The sequence below is a fragment of the Acinetobacter sp. YH16031 genome, from assembly GCF_013417335.1.
GTDB lineage: Bacteria > Pseudomonadota > Gammaproteobacteria > Pseudomonadales > Moraxellaceae > Acinetobacter.
Genome location: NZ_VPED01000004.1, coordinates 105,145 through 120,776, shown reverse-complemented (window position 1 = coordinate 120,776; position 15,632 = coordinate 105,145). Strand labels below are relative to the sequence as shown.

Genomic DNA, 15,632 nt, shown 5'->3' with positions numbered 1-15,632 from the left:
TTGCAGTATTAATCACTATCTTGGCATGAGAGTATAGCAAATCTTCTAGGTTTTTGATTTTACTAAGCGACAGTCATGTAAGATCGGTTTACTATAAAGATTATATAGTACTAAGACAAATGTTTGAGGAGAATTTTAATGTCAGAAGGTAAACAAATTCAGCGGAGTGTGTTTTTTATTTCCGATGGTACTGCCATTACTGCTGAAACCCTTGGCCACTCGCTGTTAGCGCAGTTTCCGCATGTGGATTTTGACATTCATATTATCCCTTATATTAGCTCTGAAGAAGCGGCCATGAATGTGGTCACAGAGATCAATGAACGTGCCCAAAAAGATGGCCAAAAACCTTTGGTTTTCGATACGTTGGTGGATCCCTATGTGCGAGACATCATTAATACCGCAAATGCAGTAAATCTTGATGTTTTTGAAGGGCTTATTAGTAAGTTGTCAGAAGAGCTTGGTACCGAACCTACGACTTTAGTCGGTCAGACCCATGCGGTGACCGATTCCGAGTCTTATAAGGCGCGTATTGATGCCGTACATTTTGCGCTCGACAATGATGATGGTGCGCGTACGCGTCACTATGATAAGGCTGATCTGATCCTGATTGGCGTATCGCGTTCCGGTAAGACTCCAACCTCAATTTATTTGTCTCTGCAATTTGGAATTCGTGTAGCGAACTATCCGCTAACTGAAGAAGATCTGGACGATAACCGCCTGCCAGCAGTGCTAAGACCGCATAAAAACAAGCTTTTTGGCTTGATGATTGATGCAGAACGTCTGGTTGCAATTCGTACAGAACGTAAGGCCAACAGCCGTTATGCCAGCTTTAGCCAGTGTCAGATGGAACTGCGTGCAATTGAAGGCATCTATATTTCGGAAGGGATCAAGTACCTGAATGTTTCGGAAATGTCGATTGAAGAAATCTCAACGCGTGTCTTACAGATGACAGGACTAAAACGTCGAATTGGCTAAAAAGAATTCAGAGCCAGACGGAGGTTTGGCTCTGATTTATAGATAAAAATTAATAAAAATACTGCTTTCATAGAAATAAAATATGAATATTATAAGTTGTTGAAATATTCAATATTTTAATAAAAAATGTAGTGATTGTTTTTTAAACTTTTTTGCTATTCAATGAAATCAAAAATTCAATTTTGCAGAGCTAAATTTTTCCAAATACACTCCGAATTTTTAATCTTATGTGCTAAAAACAGATTAACTTGCTGATTGAAAAGTATGCACAATTAGCTCAACCTGATGTTCATCTCCATTAATACAATGAATACTATTTTCGGAAATTTTTGCAATAGGCCAGGTAATCAGCTGGCAATTTTCACGTTGCAGAGCAGCATAATAGTGGTCTGATTTAAGATAAACTTTGGATGCGGCCGCAAGATTTGGCATAAGCTGGCGTCTGAGCCATAAATTCTGTACCTGATTTTCCAGATAACGTAATGACAAAATACTTTTAATCCGGTTATTAAATAGGCGTCGATTTTTAATGATCAATGGATGATTTAATAACCGCTGTAAACCACGTTCAGTACCTGGCAATACAAATTGCGGATTAATCTGGAAAACTTTTACTGAGCGAGCTTGCTGGCTAATCTTGTTGAGCTGGCTTACGGTAAATTGATCCGTACCGATAATCGCAATATCTTTTCCGGCACAGTCAAGTTCAGTGAGCTGAGAAGAGGGTACTTTAATGCCAGTAAAATGCTGAAAATTTTCGGGACGATTCTCAAATATACCCGCGTGTGCATCCTGCTTGGTGGACATTGTTTTTCCTTGAAATTATTTAATAATTGATCTTATTTGCTTTGTTATAGATATTAACAAAAGCCCTAGAGCGGTAAAGTTCAAAATTTAACTTAGACAGTCATTCTTTTTTCTATTGTATTTTTAATGAGAGATAGAGGTATTAAAGAACAGGAGCTCCATCTTAGAAATGAATTTATCCATTTGGAAATTTGAAATTTTTCAACAAAGTTTAAAAAAATATACCCATTTCTAAGAATGGGTATATAGATAAGAATAAATTAGGCAAGGCAAGACAGCATTATTGCCCGTTTTTGATTTGCATCAGCAATTCAAAATTATGCAGACGTTTCTCTGTGTCATAGATATCACAGGTGAAGATAAACTCATCTACATCATATTTTGCTAGGAGTGCTTCCAGACCGGCTTTAACAGTTTCTTTAGAACCCATTTGTGCCATGGCAAAGAAATTATCGACAGACATCTTTTCAGGTGGTGACCAGAGTCCTTCCATAGAATCAATCGGCGCTTTCAATTTCAGGCTTTGACCGCGAATCAGGGCAAGGACACGCTGGTAAGCACTTGTTGCCAGATATTCAGCTTCTTCATCTGTATCTGCGACACAAGTTGGTACGCCCATAGAAACATAAGGACGATCCAGATATTCAGACGGTTCGAAATTATCCCGATACAGTTGAATCGCTTGTCCAAGCATCCGCGGAGCAAAGTGAGATGCAAAAGAATAGGGTAGACCGAGTTTTGCTGCCAGTTGTGCACTAAATAGGCTGGAACCTAATAACCACACAGGTACGTGTGTGCTTTGGCCTGGAGTCGCCACAATGCGTTGGCCTGGAATCGGATCTTTAAAGTATTGCAGAATTTCTAAAACATCCTGCGGGAACTGATCTTCAGTTTCCTGGCGGCCACGACGCAAAGCACGCATGGTCATTTGATCGGTACCCGGAGCACGACCCAGTCCCAGTTCAATACGATCTGGATATAAAGTCGCTAACGTACCGAATTGCTCTGCTACTACAAGTGGAGCGTGGTTTGGCAACATAATGCCGCCAGAACCAAGTTTGATGCTATTGGTATTTGCCAGTAAATAGCCTAAGAGAACGGCAGTCGCTGAGCTGGCAATACCATCCATATTATGATGCTCGGCCAGCCACATCCGGCTATAACCTAGACGTTCTGCGGTCTGAGCTAATTCTAGCGCATGTTGCAGGGAGAATTGAATGGTCTTATCGTCACGAACTGGAACCAGTTCGAGAATAGAGAACTGGGTATCGGTAAGCGTACGCATAATATTACTCTTGAATAAACATGACTAAGAGCATACGACTTTGCATTGTATTTGTATATCGAAAAAAATCGATATATATGTAAACCAAAATAACAGACAAAAAAAATAAGCATCCGAAGATGCTTATTCAAGGAGGAAAAGTAAATAGAGGAAATCTTAGCGACGGTGGTTATAACGGTAGTTGCTAGTACGATAGTTTTTTGAACTATAGCGACGGTCATAACGGTCATCATAACGACGGTCTTCGCTGACTTTTTTACCAAGGGCAGAACCACCAGCAGAACCTAATGCAGCACCAATTAAGCCGCCATTAGAACCCGCCATGTTTTTACCTACGGCATAACCAGCACCACCACCTAAAGCACCGCCGATAATCGCACCATTACGGTCACGTTTATTCGCTGCTACTGCGGCACCAGCACCACCGCCAATCGCAGAACCGATTGTTGCACCAGTTGTACCACCCATTTTATTGCCCACTGCGGCACCAACGACACCACCCAAAGCAGAAGCTAAAGCCGTATTCGTTGTATTTCCGGCATTGGCGGCTGTCATACCCATGGCTGAGGTTGCTACGACAGCGATCATTAGAGATTTGTAATTCATGAGTACACCTTTTATATATCTAGCTGTATTTGTTGATGAGATAAATTTAATCTAGCAACCGTCAAATAGCATGGAGGCAGTGTTGGCGAATTGTGATTTTTATCTCCTTAATTTATTCATGATCTAGTTCTGATAATTTGATGTATTACATGAATTTGGATGGGTTGAACATACAATAAAAAAAGCACCCAAACAGGTGCTTTTAATGTTAAATGTAGCGTCGAATTTAAAGAGCCTAAGGGCAAGAAATTAACGGTGACGTTTTTTCCAGTGTTTAGCACGATTCGCTTTGGCACGATCGGCTGCCTTATCTTTAGAAATTTTATTACCTAATGCTGCACCACCCGCAGCACCGAGTGCTGAACCGATATAGCCGCCATTAGAACCGCCCATGTTTTTACCTACGGTATAACCAGCACCACCACCTAAAGCACCACCAATTGCAGATGAGGTACGGTTTTTCTTGTTACTTGCAACAGCAGCACCACCTGCACCACCTAACGCAGCACCAATTGTTGCGCCAGTGTTGCCCCCCATGTTTTTGCCCAGTGCAGTACCAGCAACGCTACCTAAAGCACTTGCTGCTGCCACACGTGCAGTACTGTCTGCATGCGCACTCACTGTCATCATTGAGCCTGCAGCCATTGCAGCACTCAGTAAAATTGCATTGAGTTTCATGTTGTAACTCCGTGTCCCTGATAGGACTTTCATATGTTAGTGTGTTTCGACGCAGAAAATGTAACAAATCATGCCCAAAAGAATGTGAAGATCTACCTCCATATTTAATGTGTTTATTTGCCAATTTGTAAAATGAGAAATAAATAAGGATCGAATTGAGCAGAAAAAATCCAAAACTGAAGATTTTATTTATATTTGTTAACAAATGGCGGTGACATCGCTGCATCTAAACACTGACTTACTGAATAATTATGTTCATTGACCCAGAGAATCGTTAAACTAGGCGCAATTTTTTGATTTCGCTGTGCTAAATCACTGTTTAGGCACAGCCTTATGTTTGAGATTTTTTAGAAAATGAAAGAATCGTTACGTTTACGATTAGACCAACTCTCTGACCGTCATGAAGAACTGACTGCGTTATTGGCAGATGTTGAAGTGATTTCGGACAACAAGCGTTTTCGCCAGTTATCACGTGAGCATAATGATTTAACCGAGATTACCAACGTTTGGACCAAGTACAAACAGGCTGAAGAAGATATTGAAACTGCGCAAGCCATGCTGTCTGATCCTGACTTTAAGGAAATGGCGCAGGAAGAGATTAAGGAAAATAAAGCCCTGATCGAACAGCTTGAGGCTGATTTGAATATCCTGATGATTCCAAAAGACCCGAATGATGCCAACTCTGCTTATTTGGAAATTCGTGCCGGAACAGGTGGTGACGAAGCTGCGATTTTCTCGGGCGATTTATTCCGTATGTATAGTAAATATGCAGAAAGCCGAGGTTGGCGTCTGGAAATTCTGTCTGAAAATGAAGGCGAACATGGCGGCTATAAAGAGGTCATCTGCCTGATTAATGGCGAAGGCGTATATGGTCGCCTGAAATTTGAAAGTGGTGCGCACCGTGTACAACGTGTGCCGGCAACCGAATCCCAAGGTCGTGTGCATACTTCTGCATGTACAGTTGCCATTCTGCCAGAAGTGGATGTAGATACTTCAGTCGACATTAACCCGGCTGACTTGCGTATCGATACTTACCGTGCATCAGGTGCCGGTGGTCAGCACATTAACAAAACTGACTCTGCGGTGCGTATTACGCACATTCCAACCGGTACTGTGGTGGAATGTCAGGATGAACGTTCACAGCATAAAAACAAAGCCAAAGCGATGGCTTTATTGGTTTCACGTCTGGAAAATGCCAAACGTGCCGCAGCAGATGCAGCGACTTCTGAAATGCGCCGTGACCTGGTCGGTTCGGGTGACCGTTCAGAACGTATTCGCACCTATAACTATCCACAAGGTCGTATGACCGATCACCGTATTAACCTGACTTTATATAAGCTGGATGCCGTGATGGAAGGTGATCTGACTGAGCTATTAGACAGTCTGCATCGTGAATATCAGGCCGATCAGTTGGCCATGCTTGCACAGCAGAATGGTGGCTAATGAACATTCAAGAAGCACTGGCTTTACGTGGTGAACCTGAAAGTTATGAACGTCAGGAAAATGCCTGGCTGTTGGAACACATTACCAAGATTGATGCTTTTGATCTGGTAATGAAAAAAGACCAGCAGTTAACGCCTGAACAGGAACAGGCCTATGTCGAAAGCCTGGCGAGGATTGCTGCAGGTGAGCCATTGGCCTATGTCACAGGTTCACAACCGTTCTGGACTTTGGATCTAAAAGTCACTAAAGATACGCTAGTACCACGCCCGGATACCGAAGTGCTGGTCGAAACAGTCCTGAAATTAGACCTGCCGGAAGATGCACGAATTGTTGACTTGGGAACTGGTACCGGTGCCATTGCCTTGTCACTGGCGTCTGAGCGCCCTAACTGGTCTGTTACCGCTTCGGATATTTATGAACCCACACTGGAAGTTGCGAAATATAATGCGGAACAGCATGATTTAGATCAGGTGCAGTTTGTGCTTGGTTCCTGGCTAAAACCATTTGGTCGGCAGTTCTTTGATGCGATTGTATCTAATCCACCGTATATTGATGCAGACGATGAGCATATGCCTGATCTGGCGACTGAGCCGGAACGTGCGCTGGTTTCAGACAAAAATGGCTTGGCTGATATTGAGATGATTATTCAGCAAGCCAAAAAACATCTGACCGTAAATGGCTGGGTTGTGCTTGAGCACGGCTATGATCAGGGCGATGCGGTCCGCCATCTGTTTACTCAAGCTGGCTATAAACAGGTCCGTACAGTGAAAGATTATGGCGGAAATGACCGGGTAACTTTAGGTCAGTGGCCACATTAATTTTTAAAGCTTGATTTAATAAAAAAGCGACCTGGATAGGTCGCTTTTTTTAATTCTTTTATTCAATAAATTATGACTTTTTAATCACATCTCGCCAGCGCAGTAAGCGGGTTTCAAACAATTTCATAATGCTATCGGTGATTTTGCCTAGGACTGCTAACAGGATAATCGCAATAATCACAATATCCGGACGTGAAGTTTCACGACCATCACTGAGCAGATAACCAATCCCTTGAGTGGCAGCAATCAATTCAGCTGCAATCATAAACATCCAGGATAGACTCAGGCTATTCCTTAAGCCAGTCAATATTCCCGGTGAGGCAGCAGGCAATACAATCTGCTGAACCTGTTGCCAGTATTTCAGGCGATAGACTTTCGCGACTTCAAGCAGTTTACGATCTACACCCTGAATCGCAGCCACAGTATTGGTATATGTCGGGAAGAAGGCACCAATCGCAATCAAGGTGATTTTAGAAGATTCATCAATCCCTAACCAAAGCAGGAGTAGAGGAATCCAGGCTAGACTTGGAATAGATTTAATTGCAGAAAACGTTGGTTCCAGAAAATCTTCTGCATGTCTGTTTAACCCAACCAGGATTGCAAAGATCAGTCCTAATCCACTACCAATTCCAAAGCCAAGAAACACCCGCCAGCTACTGGTCCAAATGTGTTGCCATAAATCGCCCTCAGCCAGTTCAGTAAAGGACTGAAACAGGCTACTCGGTGCAGGCAACAGATAAGGTTCGATCACGCCATTACGGACCAGTATTTCAACCAGTACGATAAAAATAACAGGCAGGGTGAGGGCTTTGATCAGCGAAATGCTGCGTGGTAGCACAGCGGATTTTGGCTGTTCTTCCACGCTTAACTGTTCCGAGATGCTTTTCGGTATAGCCATTACTTAGTTACAACCTTTATTGCATAACGGGCATCAAATAATTGAGTCACGACCTGATTAACATTGGTTCCTTTACGAACCAGTTCTTCTTCAGTCAGGATACGACCGGCTTTTTGTAATGCCCCGGTATGTTTGGTGGTTGGAATATTCTGATCCAGATTGGTACGGCTGAGTTGAAGCTTAGCGACTTCAATCGGGAGCTTGGCTTCACGTGCTAGCAATTCAGCCAATTTGTCGGGATTGGCTTTCGCCCATTTACGTGCCTGTTCATAAGCTTTAATCACCGCTTCAATCGCTTCCGGACTGGATTTGGCAAACTGGTCTTTTACGCTCAGTACGCTATAAGAGTTAAAGCTGACATTGCGATATAGCAATTTGGCACCTGACTGCGCCTGCGCAGATGCCATTAAAGGATCAAGGCCTGCCCAGGCATCGACCTGTTTACGCTCCAACGCAGTCTTACCATCCGGATGCTGTAAATGAACGAGCTCTACATCGCGTTTGCCCAAACCAATCGTATCTAAGGCTTGTAAGGTAAATAAAAAAGGATCTGTACCTTTAGTGGCAGCAATCTTTTTACCTTTCAAATCTTTCAGTGATTTGATATTCGAATCTTTATTGACGACCAGTGCTGTCCATTCAGGCTGGCTCTGGATATAAACTGTTTTAATCGGGCTACCATTGGCGCGGCTAAGCACTGCTGCTAAACCTGCAGTAGAAGCAAAATCTGTGCTACCGCTATTTAGATATTCGAGTGAACGGTTACTGCCTTGGCTAAATACCCATTTAATCTTGGTTTTTGGTAAAGCTTTTTCTAGCAGTTTCTGTTCTTTGACCACCAGACTGGTTGGTGCATAATAGGCATAGTCCAATTTTAATTCAGATGGAATTGCTGCGTTAGCCAAGCCGGTAAAGAGAGAAATAGATAGGCCGAGTAAAGTCAGACCCGAAGTTCTTAATGTTTTTTTCATGAATATCTCAATCTTGAATTAAATTTTTGACATTCATAGCGGTAAATTGATAAGCACACAAAAAAGAAAAAAAGATAATCAAATCAAAAAATGAAATAATTAACAGCTTTAAATATAGGTATTTGTTTTTATTTGAATTTATTAAATAAAGAATAGAAAGGTTTTGCTTAGATAAAATTTTAAAAATGGTATGGCGTAAATTGATAAGCTGTTTTTTTAATCATTCGTCTTTGCAGTAGGAGGTTTTATAAATAACGATTGCCATAAAAAAAGCGATGCATCAGCATCGCTTTTTGAGTCACTATTTTATCAATCTGGATAGCTTACATTGGGTAGTCTTGCAAGCAGTCATAAACCTCGACTTGATCCAGGCTACCAGTTTCCATTGCCAGGCAAAGAGCCACGACTTTGGCAGTATCAGCAAGATATTGTTCATCTTTCAGTGCAATACCTTGTTGTAATGCAACGATGCGCTCAGCCGGAATTTCAAGCGATTTCGCAGCTTCAGTGGCATCAATCTGGTTAAAGAAGTGCACAATAGCATCTTTGAGGGCAGAATCAGACGCATTCAAGATGCCTTGATTCAATTGCTCTGCATTAAGATCGGTCGAAGAAACTAAAGCCTGGGCGAAGTTTTGAACAAGATTTTGTCCAAGAACATCAGTCATCTTTAACATGGAAAATACCTTCAACAAGGAAAGAGGGAAAGGGAGTACAGCCAAAAGTGAAGCACTAAAAATTGATTGAAAAATAAACTATATTAATAGGGAATGCAAAGCATTATGGATGACCGTTCAGTCCTCTATTTTTGGGCTGTAAGCCTTGAAAAATATAACTGTTGAGAAAATATAAATTTAAATTTATATGCTAAATTTTAATCGTTTTTAAGTCTTATTAAATATAAATTATCTAGTAATATTTTGTCTATAGGCACCTGGACTAACCCCTGTCCATTTTTTAAAGGCACGATGAAAAGCACTGACTTCCTGGAAGTTAAGCTGATCACTGATGTCCTGCAAACTTTGATCCGTACGGGTTAATAGTTCAATGGCTGTATCACGACGAATTTCATTTTTGAGCTGTTGATAAGTCACACCTTCATTTTTAAGACGCCGTTGCATGGTGGCTTCAGACATATTCATTTTCAAAGCAAGCTCATTCAGTTCAAGCCATTCAGCCGGAGGTACTTTTAAAAGCTGTTTGCGGATCTGTGCACTTAGCGCATAAGGATTTTTAAAGCGAACTAGCAGGTTATGCGGAGTCTGTTGAATAAACTGATACCAGGAGGTTTGATCCTGTTTTACTGGGAGCTGCAAATAGGCTGCATCAAACTGGATATAGTTTTCACTGGCCTGATATTCAATCTGCTCACAAAAACGGACTTTATAATCAAAATCATCGAGTGGTGCGGCACATTTCAGTTGAATCTGATTAAGTAAAACCCGCTGTCCGCTTAACCAGCATAGCAGGGTATGAATCAGCATTAGATAGGTTGCATAACTAAACATGCGCTTGGTCTGGTTCTGGTCATAGATCACGATATAGGCAAAGTTTTCTTCGACCATCAGTATGCTCTGCAGATCATCTAGAATCAGATTAAAAAATTGCAGGATTTGCTGCAGAGCTTTTTCCAGCGTATCAGTCTGTAACAGCATTTTAGATAGCAATTTGAAACTGCCACGGCGCATCGGATGACTGTCCATGCCAAAAAATTCGTCATTCATGCTGTCTGCAAGTGCAGTCCATAGCGCGGCGTACTGCGCCACTGACACCCGTGCTTTAGCAGAGTGCAGAATCTCTAAGGGAATGGCAGCCTTAGTTAGAATCGCAGCAATGTCATAATGCTGTGCTTTGGCATTCAGTAGTGCTTCATGAACCAGATCAATTGAAATGGTTCCCTTACTATATTCCAAGGCTGGTAATTGCATAGCCAGTCAGATATCCCTTCTTTATTGTCCAAATCCATCAGTGAAGATGCAACATTTGGAAATTGTACAGAATAAAATCTCTGTTTACTCTGCCTATTAAGTCGTAGCTTGTCATAAAAATAGGAACAGGACATTAACATGAAAATTCAGGGAAAAGTGATTGTGGTAACTGGTGGTGCATCAGGTCTGGGTGCAGCCACAGCGACTCATCTGGTAGAACAGGGTGCAAAAGTGATTCTAGTCGATATGAACCAGGAACAGGGCAATGCCTTACAACAGCAACTGGGTGAGCAGGCTGAATTTGTACAATTGGATGTAACGGATGAGCAGGCGGTTGAAGCTTTCTTTAATCATGTTGAAAACAAGTATGGTCAACTCAATGGCTTGGTGAACTGTGCTGGGATCGCACCCTCTGCCAAAGTGCTAGGCCGTAATGGAATCCATGAACTGGCGATGTTCCAGAAAGTGTTGAATATCAATGTAAGTGGCACATTCAATATGCTTCGTTTTGCGGCGGCTTTAATCGCGAAGTATGAGCTGCAAACCGATGAAGAAGAGCGTGGTGTAATTGTGAATACGGCTTCAGTTGCAGCCTTTGATGGTCAGATTGGCCAAACAGCTTATTCTGCGTCTAAAGGGGCAGTCGTTGCGATGACTCTGCCACTCGCGCGTGAGCTGGCACGTGAAGCGATTCGTGTCATGACCATTGCACCCGGCATTATGGAAACCCCAATGCTGAAAGGCATGCCGCAAAATGTACAGGATGCTTTGGGTCAGATGGTTCCATTTCCACCACGTCTGGCTAAACCTCAGGAGTTTGCCCAGTTAGTAGGTCATATCTTCGAAAATAGCTATCTGAACGGTGAAGTGATTCGTCTGGATGGCGCCATCCGTATGGCTCCAAAATAAGTTCGAGCCAACGAAGCAAAATACAAAAGTCAGAGTAGATAGGTTTATTCACTCTATATGGAAAATTAAAAGATAAGTAAGGGATATACGCAGTGCTTTTAAATGACGAACAGAAAATGATTCAGGAGATGATGCGAAACTATTCGCAGCAAAAACTGAAACCTACCGCTGGTCTAAGGGATAAAACGGCTCAATTTCCAGCACAAGAATTGAAAGAACTCGGTGAACTCGGTGCACTCGGTATGACCGTGTCTGAACAATGGGGTGGAGCAGGCCTGGACTATGTGTCGCTGGTACTGGCCCTTGAGGAAATCGCTGCTGGAGATGGAGCCATCTCGACCATTGTCAGTGTACAAAATTCACTGCCTTGCGGGATTACCCAGCGTTATGGTACCGAGGAACAAAAGCAGAAATACCTGACCAAACTGGCGACCGGTGAATGGTTGGGGTGTTTCTGCCTGACGGAACCTCAAGCCGGTTCCGATGCCAGCGCACTAGAATGTAAGGCAGAACGTGATGGCGATGAATGGGTATTAAATGGCACCAAGCAGTTTATTACTACCGGTAAGCATGCCCAGATTGCATTGGTATTTGCAGTGACAGATAAATCTGCGGGCAAGAAAGGAATCTCATGCTTCTTGGTACCTACCGATAGTCCAGGATATATCGTCTCGAATCTGGAAGAAAAAATGGGGCAGCATTGTTCTGATACCGCGACTATTATTTTTGATCAATGCCGGATTCCGGCTGAAAACCTGCTAGGACAAGAAGGTGAGGGCTACAAGATTGCCTTGTCTAATCTGGAATCTGGCCGGATCGGGATCGCAGCACAATCTGTAGGTATGGCACGAGCTGCACTGGATGCTGCCGTTGAATATGCCAATGAACGTAAATCTTTTGGTGTAGAGCTGGTGCAGCATCAGGCAGTAGCATTCCGTCTCGCAGATATGGCCACCCAGATTGAGGCAGCAAGACAACTCGTCTTACATGCAGCAACGCTTAAAGATGCAGGATTACCATGCTTAAAAGAAGCGTCCATGGCTAAACTGTTTGCTTCGACTATAGCAGAGCGAGTCTGCTCGGATGCGATTCAGATTCATGGCGGTTATGGCTATGTCTCAGATTTCCCGGTTGAACGTATTTACCGTGATGTCAGAGTGAGCCAGATTTATGAAGGTGCATCAGATATTCAGCGTCTGGTCATTGCCCGGGAAGTGAGCAAAGTTTAAAAGTCATGAAATAGCCGACTGTTCAAATCCTGCAGCTCATTTGAGGGAGATGGAAATTGTGATGGTCTATAAAACATGGTCAATTATTGATAAAGCGAAAAGTGACTCAGTAGAGTGACACCTAACATGTCCTAGCAATAGGGCATGTTATATAAAACCGGCATTGCAATGGAATTCGCAGACGGTAGACAGAACAACAAATACAACGGACATAGACATAAAGTCTGTTTATAAACGGAATAGAGGTTGTCGTGATGAAGACACTAGAACAAGCGTATCGTGAATTTGATTTTGACACTATGGTTCAACAACATTTGGCAGGAACGCCAGATTCACTCAATGCCTATACAGAATGCTGTGGACGTTTTCTGGGACAAAACCGGATCGCGTTAATCTGGGAAGGTAAAAATGGCAAGACCCAATATTGGACTTTTGAACAATTGGCTGAGGCTTCAGGACAATTGGCTCATTATATGACCTCACTGGGTTTACAAGCAGGAGACTGTATTGCCGGACTGCTCCCACGAACCCCAGAATTATTAATTACCATTCTAGCCACCTGGCGTATTGGTGCGATTTATCAGCCTTTATTTACCGCTTTTGAAAGCAAGGCAATCGAGCATCGTATTAATACCGCACATACCCGACTCATTATTACCAATCAGGAACAGCGTGCAAAACTGAATGATCTCGATATTCCACATATTTTAACCGTACATCAAACACCTGAAAGTGCCAGTCAGGATGCAGATTTCTGGACTGAACTGAAGCAATATCCAACTGAATTTGAGCCGGTTCAAGGTCGTTTTAGTGACATTTTCCTGATGATGTTTACTTCGGGTACAACGGGACTTGCAAAATCAGTGCCTGTTCCGCTTAAAGCTTTACTGGCATTTAAAGGCTATATGCTGCACGCCGTAGATTTACGTGACGAAGATACTTTCTGGAATCTGGCAGATCCAGGTTGGGCTTATGGTCTGTATTATGGAATTGCAGGTCCATTAAGTCTGGGACATAGCATCATTCTGGATGAACGTGCCTTTAGCGTAGACAATGCTGTTGAAGTCATTAAAAAATATCGGGTAAATAACCTGACCGGTTCTCCAACCGCGTTCCGGATGTTCTATGGCTTTAAGGAAAAATTTGATGCTGAGATTAGCTCATGTTTACGTGTGGTCAGTAGTGCAGGTGAGCCATTAACGCCTGAAGTTATTCAATGGTTTAATCATGAAATGGACGTGAATATCTACGACCAGTATGGACAGACGGAACTGGGAATGGTGATTGCCAATCATCATGCGCTGGAGCATCACAAGAAAATCGGTTCTGCTGGCTTTGCCATTCCAGGACATCGTTTTGCAGTTTTAAATAAAGAGCATCAGGAAGTCGAAAAAGGCGGTATTGGTACTTTGGCCATGGACTGCTCAGCCTCACCTTTGATGTGGTTCGAAGGCTATGGCGGTAATAATCGTAAAGCCTTTGTAGGACAGTATTATTTAACGGGTGATACCGTAAAACTGAATGAACATGGTGGAATAGATTTCATTGGTCGTGCGGATGATGTTATTACGACTTCGGGTTATCGAGTTGGACCTTTTGATGTAGAGAGTACCTTGCTGGAGTGTGAAGAGGTGCTGGAGTCCGCTGTGGTTGGAAAGCCAGATCCGGAACGTACCGAAATTGTGAAAGCCTTTGTAGTGCTTAAATCACAATATGCCGCTAGTGAAGAACTGATGCTGAAATTGCAAAACTATGTACGTTCCCGTTTATCTAAACATGCCTATCCGAAAGAGATTGAGTTTGTAAGTGATTTGCCTAAAACCTCTAGCGGTAAAATTCAGCGTAATCTGCTTAAACAGCAGGAAATTGCTAAGATTCAGGGTATTAAACAGGTCAGTTAATATATTCATTTAAACATGTTAAAAAGGTCGCAATTGCGGCCTTTTTTATACGATTAATTTGTTTATTTTCGAATTTATCAGAGAAAATAATTGTCATTACAATATAATACATTTCATCTTTTAAATAAAATAAATCAAAAATTTAGCCTCTTATTAAGAGGCTAAATTGAAGGTGAAAGTCTTATTTACTTAGAGATCAACTTTTTTGTGCTCAGCATCTGGTTCCCCAGCTTCGCCAGTCACACCACCTTTTAATGCCTTAAATAGCTGAGTTACTTTATTATCGGTGACATTCCAGTATTCTGCACTTTCAGCTTCAGCAATCAGTACACGCACGCTAGGATCATCTTTACCCTCAAACCAGTTTTCTGCCCATGGATTCCATAATTTTTCAATCAAAATACGGTCAGTACTGATCTGTGCATTTGCGCTAATTGACACATAAATACCATCAGAAGGTTTAGCGAAAGATAGGCCGATCTGAGTACGACCAGTAGTGGCAGCTTTCACCAGATCATTGGTATCACGCAGGATGAAATACAAATTCTGATCTTCATTCATTTGCTCAGAATTGAGCATGGTCATCGGCTGAGAATGAATTTCCTGACTTTCGGTTACATGGCTGATCATGGTGTAACGCACATCTTTGATTAGTTCCCATAATTTTTCACGATTATTATGCTGATTTTGTTCGTTCATCTATATGCTCCATACTATTTTTGAAAGCGAGGATAATTACTATTCCTTAAGCAGCTTAATCATATTTAGGAATGGATACAGAGGGTCTCACTGAACTGATACATTTTCCTACCGAATTGCAGGCAGCCGCTACAGAAGTGCTAAACAATCGAAATTCAGTTACAGGGTGATAAAAGAATAGAAGAACGAGGTTCCAGGAAGATGTAATACGTGAATAAATTAAGTGGCATATAGATCAAGTTAAGTGCATTCATAATATGACTATTACATATTTATTAGGACACTATCAGCTTGATACGGAGCATTTAACTGATATGCTATTTAGCGCTAGTATTGCCAAGCCATTTATTGATTTGCTGTTTATGCGCAGAGAAGTTAATTTGCTCGAGATTTATCCGCATATTGAAATTTCGGTAAATGCACTTTTTGTGGCACATGCTTCTTAAAAATCTTCGAAACAAGGAACGACGTTGTCTATATCGACT

The 15,632-nt window shown here is 42.2% G+C and carries 16 protein-coding genes; 7 read left to right on the top strand and 9 right to left on the bottom strand.

What is annotated here, in order from left to right; genetic code table 11:
- The first annotated feature begins 138 nt into the window (after positions 1-138).
- The gene (locus tag FTV31_RS03450; RefSeq protein WP_004783863.1) at positions 139-975 is read left to right on the top strand and encodes a pyruvate, water dikinase regulatory protein; all 837 of its coding nucleotides are present in this window, start codon (positions 139-141) and stop codon (positions 973-975) included.
- Positions 976-1,218: 243 nt separating this feature from the next.
- Here the strand turns inward: FTV31_RS03450 and FTV31_RS03445 are convergent, their stop codons facing one another.
- From FTV31_RS03445 to FTV31_RS03430, 4 genes are all read right to left on the bottom strand, one after another.
- Complete coding sequence (locus tag FTV31_RS03445) at positions 1,219-1,782, bottom strand: flavoprotein (protein WP_180013019.1); 564 nt, start codon at positions 1,780-1,782, stop codon at positions 1,219-1,221.
- 280 nt (positions 1,783-2,062) lie between these two features.
- Positions 2,063-3,067, bottom strand: coding sequence for an LLM class flavin-dependent oxidoreductase (locus tag FTV31_RS03440; protein WP_180013017.1), 1,005 nt, complete (start codon positions 3,065-3,067; stop codon positions 2,063-2,065).
- 156 nt (positions 3,068-3,223) lie between these two features.
- Complete coding sequence (locus tag FTV31_RS03435; RefSeq protein ID WP_004783858.1) at positions 3,224-3,673, bottom strand: hypothetical protein; 450 nt, start codon at positions 3,671-3,673, stop codon at positions 3,224-3,226.
- A 249-nt stretch (positions 3,674-3,922) separates the two neighbouring features.
- Complete coding sequence (locus FTV31_RS03430) at positions 3,923-4,351, bottom strand: glycine zipper domain-containing protein (RefSeq protein ID WP_034171622.1); 429 nt, start codon at positions 4,349-4,351, stop codon at positions 3,923-3,925.
- 354 nt (positions 4,352-4,705) lie between these two features.
- Between FTV31_RS03430 and prfA the strand changes: the two genes are divergently transcribed.
- Both prfA and prmC read left to right on the top strand, forming a co-directional pair.
- A complete protein-coding gene (gene prfA / locus FTV31_RS03425; protein WP_180002235.1) occupies positions 4,706-5,794 on the top strand; it encodes a peptide chain release factor 1 in 1,089 nt (362 codons plus the stop codon).
- Entirely contained in the window at positions 5,794-6,612 is an 819-nt protein-coding gene (gene prmC, locus FTV31_RS03420; RefSeq protein ID WP_159123180.1) for a peptide chain release factor N(5)-glutamine methyltransferase, read from the top strand. The genes prfA and prmC overlap by 1 nt, the downstream gene beginning before the upstream one ends.
- A 70-nt stretch (positions 6,613-6,682) precedes the next feature.
- On the opposite strand, the gene FTV31_RS03415 is transcribed toward prmC, so the two are convergent.
- The 4 genes from FTV31_RS03415 to FTV31_RS03400 all read right to left on the bottom strand — a co-directional run bounded on the left by FTV31_RS03415 (position 6,683) and on the right by FTV31_RS03400 (position 10,409).
- On the bottom strand, positions 6,683-7,510 hold the full coding sequence (locus FTV31_RS03415) for an ABC transporter permease (RefSeq protein WP_180013015.1): 828 nt from the start codon (positions 7,508-7,510) through the stop codon (positions 6,683-6,685).
- Positions 7,510-8,481: an aliphatic sulfonate ABC transporter substrate-binding protein gene (locus FTV31_RS03410; protein ID WP_180013013.1), complete on the bottom strand. Its 972-nt coding sequence runs from the start codon at positions 8,479-8,481 to the stop codon at positions 7,510-7,512. Before FTV31_RS03410 ends, FTV31_RS03415 begins: the two co-directional genes overlap by 1 nt.
- 323 nt (positions 8,482-8,804) lie before the next feature.
- On the bottom strand, positions 8,805-9,158 hold the full coding sequence (locus tag FTV31_RS03405) for a hypothetical protein (RefSeq protein WP_004783846.1): 354 nt from the start codon (positions 9,156-9,158) through the stop codon (positions 8,805-8,807).
- 228 nt (positions 9,159-9,386) lie between these two features.
- Positions 9,387-10,409, bottom strand: coding sequence for an AraC family transcriptional regulator (locus FTV31_RS03400; protein ID WP_180013011.1), 1,023 nt, complete (start codon positions 10,407-10,409; stop codon positions 9,387-9,389).
- A gap of 138 nt (positions 10,410-10,547) precedes the next feature.
- Here FTV31_RS03400 and FTV31_RS03395 point away from each other — a divergent pair, with 138 nt between their 5' ends.
- The 3 genes from FTV31_RS03395 to FTV31_RS03385 all read left to right on the top strand — a co-directional run bounded on the left by FTV31_RS03395 (position 10,548) and on the right by FTV31_RS03385 (position 14,448).
- The gene (locus FTV31_RS03395; protein ID WP_180013008.1) at positions 10,548-11,318 is read left to right on the top strand and encodes a 3-hydroxyacyl-CoA dehydrogenase; all 771 of its coding nucleotides are present in this window, start codon (positions 10,548-10,550) and stop codon (positions 11,316-11,318) included.
- Between the two features lie 92 nt (positions 11,319-11,410).
- Entirely contained in the window at positions 11,411-12,547 is a 1,137-nt protein-coding gene (locus FTV31_RS03390) for an acyl-CoA dehydrogenase family protein (protein ID WP_004783839.1), read from the top strand.
- Positions 12,548-12,801: 254 nt separating this feature from the next.
- Positions 12,802-14,448: an AMP-binding protein gene (locus tag FTV31_RS03385; protein ID WP_180013006.1), complete on the top strand. Its 1,647-nt coding sequence runs from the start codon at positions 12,802-12,804 to the stop codon at positions 14,446-14,448.
- A 189-nt stretch (positions 14,449-14,637) separates the two neighbouring features.
- On the opposite strand, the gene FTV31_RS03380 is transcribed toward FTV31_RS03385, so the two are convergent.
- A complete protein-coding gene (locus FTV31_RS03380; RefSeq protein WP_180013004.1) occupies positions 14,638-15,147 on the bottom strand; it encodes a pyridoxamine 5'-phosphate oxidase family protein in 510 nt (169 codons plus the stop codon).
- Positions 15,148-15,404: 257 nt separating this feature from the next.
- On the opposite strand from FTV31_RS03380, the gene FTV31_RS03375 reads away from it, so the two are divergent.
- Positions 15,405-15,593, top strand: a complete 189-nt coding sequence (locus tag FTV31_RS03375) for a hypothetical protein (protein WP_180013001.1) — start codon at positions 15,405-15,407, stop codon at positions 15,591-15,593.
- The last annotated feature ends 39 nt before the right edge of the window (positions 15,594-15,632 follow it).